Source organism: Pseudarthrobacter sp. NCCP-2145 (genome assembly GCF_023708005.1).
GTDB lineage: Bacteria > Actinomycetota > Actinomycetes > Actinomycetales > Micrococcaceae > Arthrobacter > Arthrobacter oxydans.
Genome location: NZ_BRCG01000046.1, coordinates 1 through 1,305 on the forward strand (window position 1 = coordinate 1; position 1,305 = coordinate 1,305).

The 1,305-nt window shown below is 73.4% G+C and carries 1 protein-coding gene; it reads right to left on the minus strand.

What is annotated here, in order from left to right; genetic code table 11:
* Nucleotides 1-119: 119 nt before the first annotated feature.
* The coding region (locus NFU08_RS20795) for an FAD-dependent oxidoreductase (RefSeq protein ID WP_251425966.1) at nucleotides 120-1,305 on the minus strand (1,186 nt) is incomplete at its 5' end.

Genomic DNA, 1,305 nt, shown 5'->3' on the forward strand with positions numbered 1-1,305 from the left:
TCAACCGTGACAGACACCTCCATGATCCGCCCCGGCATGCGCCCACCGCCACAGACGAAACCCCCGAGGCACGCACAACCTTCTCCCACCACGGCGCGACAGCAGCGCTGGACCGCTAGTCAGGCGGCCTGGACCGCCCGGAAGTGTTTTTCGATAAGCCCCTTGATGTCCTCATGGCAGCCGCCGCAGCCGGTTCCGGCACGCGTTGCCTTGGACACCTCGGCTACCGTGGAGCAGCCCTCCTCAACGGCGCCCTGGATGGCGGCTCCGCTGACTCCGGCGCACCGGCAGACGGTGCCGGCGGGATCGGCGGCACCCGTGCCCGGCAGCTGGTCCGGCCCGTCGAGGCGCAGCAGCAGGGACCGGTCAGCCGGAAGTTCCGCGCCGCGTTCGAACAGCCCCACCAGCTCGGCCGCCGTGCGGGGCATGCCCACGGCCACCAGGGCCTCCAGGACGCCGCCGCGGGTGGTCATTTTGACATAGCGGCCGTGCTCCGGGTCCGCCCACTGGGAAACCTGGAGCCGCGGGCGCCCGTTCACGGCACCGGCAGCAAGGGCGTCCTCGTCCCAGGGCTCTGCGGAATTGTCGCCGGCTACGGCCATGTTCATGCCGCGCGCCTTCAGGACGATCACGCCCGGCTGCTCCGCCGGCAGCGCCGGCAGCAGGGCGGCGTCCTCCCCGCCGTCTGCCAGCAGGGTCAGGTACCCGGCCAGCCACTCGGCCTGCCGCCAGCCCGGCCCCACCAGGCCGGAGGGCCCATTGGCGTTGCGGCAGGGTGCGCAGTCCGGATCCGGGCAGCGCACCTCGGCGCAGTCACCAATGGCAAAGATGTGCGGCTCGTGGTGCGCGCGGAGTTTGTGGTCCACCAGGATGCCCGCGGACGTGGAGAGCCCGCAGCCCTCGGCGAGTTCAGTGCGGGGGCGGACGCCGCAGGAGAGCACCAGGAGGTCGCCGTCGATCGCGGACCCGTCGTCGAGCAGCAGCGCCGAGAAACCGCCGTCGGGCGCGTTGTGCTCCACGCCCGTGGAGCGCGCGTTGCCGGCCATCCGCACGCCGCAGCGGCGCAGGCTCGCCGCCAGCACGGAGCCGCCGCCGCGGTCGATGTTGCGGCCCAGCGGATGCGGGCCGTTGTGGACCACCGTGACGGTGGCTCCTTCTTCCGCCGCGGCCAGGGCGGTCTCCAGGCCCAGGACGCCGCCGCCCAGGACCACGACCCGCTTGCCGCCGGTCACGGCCCGCCGCAGCGCCTCGGCGTCACGGAGGTCGCGAAGGGCGGTGACGCCGGCGGGGAGGACGGGGTGGGTG